Raw genomic sequence first — 7979 nt, 5'->3', positions numbered from 1 at the left:
CCTCCTGCTGTTCCCGCAGGTACTCCCACAGGTTGAGATAGGCGATGAAGTCCGACTGTTTGTCGGTGAAGCGGGCGTGTTTCTCCGCCGCCGCCTGCTGGGCGTCGACGGGACGTTCACGCGGATCCTGGATGGACAGCGCGGCGGCGATGACCATGACTTCCCGCACACAACCGTTGTCCTCGGCCGCCAGCACCATGCGGGCCAGTCGTGGGTCCAGGGGCAGCTGGGCGAGTTTGCGTCCCAACGGGGTCAGCCGGCGGCGCCCGGCGGCGGTCGCGGCCCCACCTGCTTTGTTGGATTTTCCCGTGCCTTCCATCTCGACGGCGCCGAGCTCGACGAGCAGCAGCACTCCGTCGGCCACACTGCGTGCGTCCGGAGCGTCGATAAAGGGAAAAGCCGCGATGTCGCCCAGGCCCAGTGCGGTCATCGCCAGGATGACAGAGGCGAGGTTCGTGCGCAGGATTTCCGGATCGGTGAACGCCGGGCGGGCGGTGAAGTCCTCCGCCGAATACAGCCGGATGCAGATACCGTCGGCCACCCGGCCGCAACGCCCCTTACGCTGGTTCGCCGACGCCTGTGAGACGGCTTCGATCGGCAGGCGCTGCACCTTTGTCCGGTTGCTGTACCGGGAAATACGCGCCGTTCCCGGATCGATCACGTACCTGATGCCCGGGACCGTCAGCGAGGTCTCCGCGACGTTGGTGGCGAGCACTATCCGGCGCCCGGTGTGCGGCTGGAACACCCGGTGCTGTTCCGCGGCGGACAGCCGCGCGTACAACGGCACGATCTCGGTATCGCGCGGCGCCCGCTTTGTCAGGGCGTCGGCGGTGTCCCGGATCTCGCGTTCACCGCTGAGGAAGACCAGGATGTCGCCGGGGCCCGCCGCGCACAGTTCGTCCACCGCGGCTGTTATCGCCTCTGTCTGGTCGCGTTCGACCGCCTTGACGGTGGTGGCCCGGCCGCTCCTGCCACCGGTCGGCGCCACGATCGCGGTCGGCGGCGCGGCCGGGTCGGTCTCCACCACCAGCGGTCGGTAGCGGACCTCCACCGGAAAGGTCCGGCCGGTGACCTCGATCACGGGCGCGTCGCCGAAGTGGCGGGAGAAGCGCTGCGGGTCGATGGTCGCCGAGGTGATGATCACTTTGAGGTCGGGTCGGCGTGGCAGGAGCTGCTTCAGGTAGCCGAGGATGAAGTCGATGTTGAGGCTGCGTTCGTGGGCTTCATCGATGATCAGTGTGTCGTACTGGTACAGCGACCGATCTGTCTGGATCTCGGCCAGCAGGATGCCGTCGGTCATCAGTTTGATCAGACTGTCCCCGCCGACCTGGTCGGTGAACCGCACCTTGTAGCCGACGATCCCGCCCGGCTGCCCGTCGGGTTCGCCCAGCTCCGTCGCGATCCGCTCCGCCACCGCGCGCGCAGCCAGCCGGCGCGGCTGGGTGTGACCGATCAGGCCGCGTACGCCTCGTCCCAGCTCAAGGCATATTTTCGGCAGCTGTGTGGTCTTTCCGGAGCCGGTCTCACCGGCGAGGATCACAACCTGATGGTCGCGGATCGCGGCGAGGATGTCGTCCTTTTTCCGGCTGACCGGTAGGGCCGGGGGATAGGTGATCGTCGGTACCCGGGCGCGTCGGCGTTGCACGCGCAGTGCCGCCGCCTCGATGTCGGCGGCGATCTCGGCGACCACGGCCTGGTGGGCTTCGGGGCCGCGGATCCGGCGCGCGCCGTCGACACGGCGTTGCAGGCGGTGCTGGTCGCGCACCATGAGGTCGGGTAGTCGGTCGGCCAGGGCTGCGAGCGGAGGCATCAGGAAGCAGCGTCCAACGAAGTACGGAGAGCGGGCAAGGGGGCACGGGCACCGAACCGGTTGGTCAAGCGTCCGCCGGCGCACGGGCGGTCCCGGCGCCGTCACCCACTAAATCAGGACCAGGGCCAGTCGTGCCCGTGCGCGATGTCACTCGTGTCAGCGTCACCTGGTGGCCACGGATTCTGGCTGGCAATCATGGGTGGGCTTCTGGTTACGGGTGCCGCCGGCGGGAACAGATAAAGCCGGGTGGCGTGGGTAGGAACTCTGATGATGGATACACTTGAGGCAACGGTCCCGTATATGTGGGACGATCCGTTCGCGCTGCCACCGCTCGCGACGGTAGTGCTCGACAGGTGGGGCACGGTCACTAGTTGGAGCCCGGCGGCGCAGCGGTTGCTCGGCTACACACCGGAGCAGGTGTTAGGCCGACCTGCCATGTTCTTCCTCCACCAGCCGGTGGATGTCGTGGCGGTCTATGCGGCGGTCGATCGGTGCCAAGCCGATGGTGACTGGGGCGGTCTGCTGCCCGCCCGGCACGCCGACGGCCACCGGGTGGACGTCGGTCTGCGGGTCTGTTCCCTGATCGATTCACCCGACGGTCGCAGCTGGCTGCTGCTCGCCTCCGACGTGGCACAGACGCGCTGGTGGGGGGCGGACCTGTCGGTGCTGGACGGCCTGCTGTCCCGTGCGCCGATCGCCATGGCCGTACTGGACACCGATCTACGCGAGGTGTGGCTGAACGACGCGCTGGAGCAACGGGGCGGGATCTCCCGGGCCAGGCGGCTGGGGCGGCGGCCGATCGAGCTGATGGCGAGTCCGTCCCTTGAGCGCATCGAGGCGCAGATGCGCCAGGTGCTGAAGACCGGCGTACCCCTGTTGGACGTGGGGTATCAGGGCCGGACGAGCGGGGATTCCGATCGGGAAGTGGCCACCTCCACGTCGATCTTCCGGTTGGCCGACTCGGCCGGGCGCGTCCTCGGTCTGTGCTACGTGTCCGTGGATGTCACCGACCGCTGGCGCGCGCAGCAGCGGTTGGCCCTGCTCACCGAGGCCAGCACCCGGATCGGCACCAGCCTTGATGTCGGGCTGACCGCACAGGACCTGGCCGACGTGGCCGTGCCGCGCCTGGCCGACTTCGTGGCCGTGGACCTCCTGGATTCGGTGCTGCGCAGTGAGGACCCGACCGTGCGTTCGACGGTCGGGCGGACCCCGATGCGTCGCGCCGGGCAGCAGTCGCTGCGTGCGGGTTGCCCGGAGTCAGTCGCGAAGATCGGGGACCTGGTCGTCCTGGCAGCGCCCGCAGCCCGCTACCTGGTCGCGGGCGAGGCCGTCCTGGAACCGGTGCTGGATGCCGACCGGAGCGTGTGGGTCGTCGACGATCCAGTGCGGGCCGCCAAGATCCACGAGTTCGGTCTCCACTCGCTGATGCTGGTCCCGATCCGGGCGCGCGGTGTCGTCACGGGTGTGGCCTCGTTCGTCCGATGGGCGCGTCCTGATCCGTTCGAGGCGGACGATCTGCTCCTTGCCCAGGAGTTCGTGGCCCGGGCGGCGCTGTGCATCGACAACGCCCGCCGCTACACCCGGGAGCACACCGCCGCGCTGGCCCTGCAGCGCAGCCTGTTGCCACACCGGCTACCCGGGCAGACCGCCGTGGAGGTGGCCTGGCACTACCTGCCCGCGGACGAGAGTGCGGGCGTCGGCGGGGACTGGTTCGACGTGATCCCGCTGTCGGGCGCCCGGGTGGCGCTGGTCGTCGGGGACGTGGTCGGCCATGGGCTGCACGCGGCGGCGACCATGGGACGGCTGCGCACCGCCGTGCACACCCTCGCCGGGCTGGACCTGCCCCCCGACGAGTTGCTCGCCCGCCTTGACGACCTTGTCATCCGGCTCACCGACGAGGAGGACACGGCCGCGGCGACCGCCGGCCCCGCCGTGCTGGGGGCCACCTGTCTGTACGCGGTGTACGACCCGGTCAGCCGGATCTGCTCGTTGGCCAGGGCAGGTCATCCCCCGCCCGCGATCGTCCACCCCGACGGCACCGTGGCCTTCCCCGACCTACCGGCCGGTCCGCCGCTGGGCCTCGGTGGCCTGCCGTTCGAGGCGGGTGAGATCGAGCTGCCCGAAGGCAGCCTGATAGCCCTTTACACCAACGGCCTGGTCGAGGCGCGTGACCACGACGTCGACGCCGGGCTGAGCCGGTTGCGCACGGCACTGGGGCGCGCGGACGAGTCCTTGGAGGCCATCCGGGAAGGTGTGATCGAAGCCCTGCTGCCGGACCGGCCAGACGACGACGTGGCCCTTCTCCTGGCGCGCACCCGTACGCTCACCGCGGACCAGGTCGCATCCTGGGACCTGCCCGCGGACTTTGCCGTCGTGGCCCTCGCCCGCGCCCACACCGCGCGACAGCTGGCCCTCTGGGGCTTCGACGAAGCGGCGTTCATCACCGAACTGCTCGTCAGTGAGCTGGTCACCAACGCGATCCGGTACGCGGCCGCGCCGATCCGCCTGCGTCTCATCCGGGACCGCACCCTCATCTGCGAGGTTTCCGACGGCAGCAGCACATCCCCACGCCTGCGACATGCCCGTGCCAGCGATGAAGGCGGCCGGGGGCTGTTCCTGGTCGCGCAGTTCACCCAGCGCTGGGGCGCCAGGTACACCGCCGGGGGTAAGACCATCTGGGCCGAGCAGTCCCTGTTTCCCAGCGAAGCAGAACTCGTCCTGAACCACCCCTTGGAAGACACCATGGCCGGTGCCCTGGGCGGCGTGTGGGACGCCTTCTAGCGACGACAGCTGAGACGGGGGACGACAGCTGGGACGGGAACCGCGGCCACCTGCTGCGCGTGGCCGCGGTTCCCGTCCCAGATCTCAGATCTCAGCGAAGCTCAACTTTCACGGTGAACGACCCGGCGGGCGGTTCGTCGGCCTGTCCGTCGTCCGGTGCGTCGAGCGATCCGGCGAGAGCGTCCGAGCATCGTCATCCCTCCTTCTTCTGGCGTCCTGTGCGTTGTGCGTTATGCATTGTGCGTTGTGTTGTGTTGTGGGGGACGGTCAGATCGCGGCCCGTTCCGCCGTGGCCAGCTCTTCGGCCTCGCGGGCTCCCACCAGGCCCAGCGATACGAGGTCGAGCGGGCTGATGAACTCCGAAGCGAGCCGGAACCCGCCCGCGCGCGCGATCGAGTCCCGCAGCGGGATGGCCCACCGGTGCTCAAGCAGGATCAGCGCGGCCGCGGTGTCCTCGGGGATCTCAGCGAGCACATCCCAGGCTTCCTCCTCGTTGATCATCCCGCCCCGCTCGGCCGCAGCCTGCGCACCGCGTTCGGCACCTGCCTGCATGCCGGCCTCACCGCCTGCGCCCAGACCGATGAGCGCACCCACCATGGCGCCGAGCTCGACCTGCTCCTTGTCGGTCAGCTGGCTGCCGCGCACGGCCGCGACATTGCCCGCGGTGTCCTTCTGGACGACGAGGGCGTCGATCACCCGCACGAGGTCGTTGTCCCGGAGCCGTTGCAGCTCGTCCTGGACTTCACCGCGGAAATCAGGCTGTTTGAAACCGAGTACCAGCAGCTGGACAGGTCCGATCGTCATGTGTGTTCCTTCCTCGCCCACGGTTGTCAGCGTTCGTGTGCACGGTGGGCTCCCTACCCCGTCGCGGCGCTCCTACCCGGTCGCGGCCCTCACCCCGGCCGGGTGAGTCGCCGTCCGGCCACGCGGTATCTCCTCAGGCTTGCGGGTCGTACCACCGCTGGCCCGCTGGGAGCAGACCGTCTGCTTCGGCGGGGCCCCAGCTTCCGCGCGGGTACCGGTGTACCGGCACGGCGTCGCCGAGTACGGGGTCGATGATCCGCCAGGCGGCCTCGACGACGTCCTCGCGGGCGAACAGGATCCGCATGCCGCTGAGTGCGGCTCCGATGAGCCGGTCATACGGTCGCATGTCCGCTCCGGGCTGTTCGTTGAAGGCCAGTTCGTTCATTTGCGGACGCGGTCCGAACCCCGGTTTCTTGCCGGCCAGCGTCATCGTGATCCGCGTTTCCGGCCAGATACGGAAACGCAGTGTGTTCATGCTGCCGAACGGCTCGGCGCCGAATACGTTCTGGGGTGCCGGCCGGAATCGGATGGTGATCTCGGTGGCGGTGACGGGCATGCATTTGCCCACCCGGATGAGGATCGGCACGTCCGCCCACCGCCAGCTGTCAGCCCGCAGTCGTACCGCGGCGAACGTCTCGACCGTCGAGGTCGAGGAGACGCCTACCACATGGCGGTAGCCGTCGTACTGACCGCGGACCACCTGGTCCACTGAGAGCGGTACGAGTGACTTGACCGCGTTCGCCGTGACGTCGACGAGATAGTCGAACGCGGTGCCCGGGGGAGGCTCGGTCAGCACGACGGCGAGTATCTGGAGCATGTGGTTCTGCAGCACGTCGCGGATGGCACCGGTGCGGTCGTAGAAGTGCCCGCGGTCGGCCACGTCAAAGGCCTCCGCCATCGTGATCTGGATGCTTTCGACATAGGTCCGGTTGAGCACCGGCTCAAGGACGGTGTTGGCGAAACGCGTCGCCAGGACCTGCGCCACCGGATCGAGACCGAGCCAGTGGTCGACGCGGTAGATGGCGTCCTCCGGGAAGGTCTCGTGCATGGTGGCGTTGAGTTCCCGCGCGCTGCGCAGGTCGCTACCGAACGGTTTCTCCACCATCACCCGGGCACCGGCGGCCAGCCCGGCACGTCGGATTCCCTGGGCGATCGTCGCGAACAACGACGGCGGAACCTCGAGGTAGAACAGCACGCCCGCGTCCCTGGGGAGCATGGCGGCCAGTTGCTGGAAGGTCGCGTCGTCGGTGATATCACCGTCGATGTACAGCAGGAGGTCCAGCATTCTTTTCCCCGGGTCCCCGTCCGGGTCGATGTTGTTGTGCCGCAGCGACGCGACCGCGTAGGCGCGGAACTGCTCAAGGTTCCACCCGCTCTTCGCGACGCCGATGACGGGTACCTCCAGCACACCGCGTTCAACCAGACCGACCAGCGCCGGGAACGTTTCCAGCTTCGCCAGGTCCCCGGTCGCGCCGAATATCACCAGGGCGTTCATTCGGGCGCTTTTCGGGTGTGTCATGTCGCCTCCTGCTGGGAATCGGAATTACCGGTGGCCGCCGGCGGGCCGGTGGCGCTCGCCTGCGTCCGCCGGGCGGGGGTGACGACATCCGCGCGGGAGATCCGATGCCGGAAGACGTGGTAGGTCCAACCCTGGTAGAGCAGCACCACGGGAAACAGGACCGCCGCGACGACCGTCATCACCCGCAGCGAATAGGACGACGACGAGGTGTCGGTGACCGTGAGGTCGGTTGCCGAACCCAGCGTGGAGACCATGACCCGCGGGTAGAGGTTGACGAAGATCGATGACACCACCGCCGCCATCGTCAGCGACGTGGCCGCGAATGCCGCGCCGTCCCTGCCCTGACGGATCAGCCAGCCGGCTGCGGCAACCGCGGTGACCGCGACGGCCGCCGGGATCGCATCCGCGCCGCCGTGCCCGGTCGACACCTGCGTCCAGACGGCGAAGGCGACGACCGCGCCGGCGACCACCGGGCTGATCCGGCCGGCGAGGCCGACAGCGCGCTCACGGACGTCACCGACGGTTTTCAGCGCGAGGAAGGCGGCCCCGTGTAGCAGGCAGAGCGCCACAACCGTGATACCGGTGAACAGCGCGTACGGGCTCAACAGGTCGGTGAGATTACCGGCGTACTCCTGGTCGGCGCCGATCGGTACTCCATGCAGGAGATCACCCAGAGTCACGCCGACGAGAAAGGGTGCGATCAGACTGCCGCCGGTCAGCGCAACATCCCAGCTGCGGCGCCAGCGGGCCGTGTCATGTTTGCCGCGGAACTCCAACGACAGCCCGCGGCCGATGAGCGCGACCAGCAACAGCACGAATGCGGGGTAGAAACCGGAGAACATCGTCGCGTACCAGGAGGGAAAGGCGGCGAACATGCCGGCTGCCGCGACGATCAGCCAGACCTCGTTGGCATCCCAGACCGGCCCGATGGTGGCGAGCGCGACCCGTCGACCGGTGTCATCCCGGCCGGCGAGCATGCCGACGCCGAAGTCGAAGCCCTCCAGCACGAGAAAACCGGTCCACAGGACCGCGATAACGATGAACCAGAAGGCGGTCAACGTCATG

General features: G+C 68.6%; 5 protein-coding genes. 1 reads left to right on the top strand and 4 read right to left on the bottom strand.

The features are described 5' to 3' along the window. A partial coding sequence (hrpA, locus tag U9979_RS19465; protein WP_322780521.1) for an ATP-dependent RNA helicase HrpA occupies positions 1 to 1810 on the bottom strand: 1810 nt, incomplete at its 3' end. 267 nt (positions 1811 to 2077) lie between these two features. Between hrpA and U9979_RS19460 the strand changes: the two genes are divergently transcribed. Beyond that, positions 2078 to 4591, top strand: coding sequence for a SpoIIE family protein phosphatase (locus tag U9979_RS19460; protein ID WP_416220259.1), 2514 nt, complete (start codon positions 2078 to 2080; stop codon positions 4589 to 4591). 267 nt (positions 4592 to 4858) lie between these two features. Here the strand turns inward: U9979_RS19460 and U9979_RS19455 are convergent, their stop codons facing one another. From U9979_RS19455 to cydB, 3 genes are all read right to left on the bottom strand, one after another. Further along, positions 4859 to 5395 (bottom strand): hypothetical protein, encoded by a 537-nt coding sequence (locus U9979_RS19455; protein WP_322750995.1) that lies wholly within the window; start codon positions 5393 to 5395, stop codon positions 4859 to 4861. A gap of 133 nt (positions 5396 to 5528) precedes the next feature. After that, complete coding sequence (zwf, locus tag U9979_RS19450) at positions 5529 to 6914, bottom strand: glucose-6-phosphate dehydrogenase (protein WP_322750996.1); 1386 nt, start codon at positions 6912 to 6914, stop codon at positions 5529 to 5531. Further along, the gene (gene cydB / locus U9979_RS19445) at positions 6911 to 7978 is read right to left on the bottom strand and encodes a cytochrome d ubiquinol oxidase subunit II (RefSeq protein WP_322780519.1); all 1068 of its coding nucleotides are present in this window, start codon (positions 7976 to 7978) and stop codon (positions 6911 to 6913) included. The genes zwf and cydB overlap by 4 nt, the downstream gene beginning before the upstream one ends. Position 7979 lies beyond the last annotated feature (1 nt).

Origin of the sequence: Protofrankia sp. Cas4, assembly GCF_963555915.1 — a bacterium.
In the GTDB taxonomy this organism is placed as follows: domain Bacteria; phylum Actinomycetota; class Actinomycetes; order Frankiales; family Frankiaceae; genus Protofrankia.
Note: the sequence above shows the minus strand (reverse complement) of the source record. Positions and strands in the feature narration are given on the sequence as shown.

What these genes read in the sequence shown, in the direction of transcription:
- U9979_RS19460 (WP_416220259.1), top strand. Translation starts at nt 2,078, where the DNA reads ATGATGGATACACTTGAGGCAACGGTCCCGTATATGTGGGACGATCCG.
- U9979_RS19455 (WP_322750995.1), bottom strand. Translation starts at nt 5,395, where the DNA reads ATGACGATCGGACCTGTCCAGCTGCTGGTACTCGGTTTCAAACAGCCT.
- zwf (WP_322750996.1), bottom strand. Translation starts at nt 6,914, where the DNA reads ATGACACACCCGAAAAGCGCCCGAATGAACGCCCTGGTGATATTCGGC.
- cydB (WP_322780519.1), bottom strand. Translation starts at nt 7,978, where the DNA reads ATGACGTTGACCGCCTTCTGGTTCATCGTTATCGCGGTCCTGTGGACC.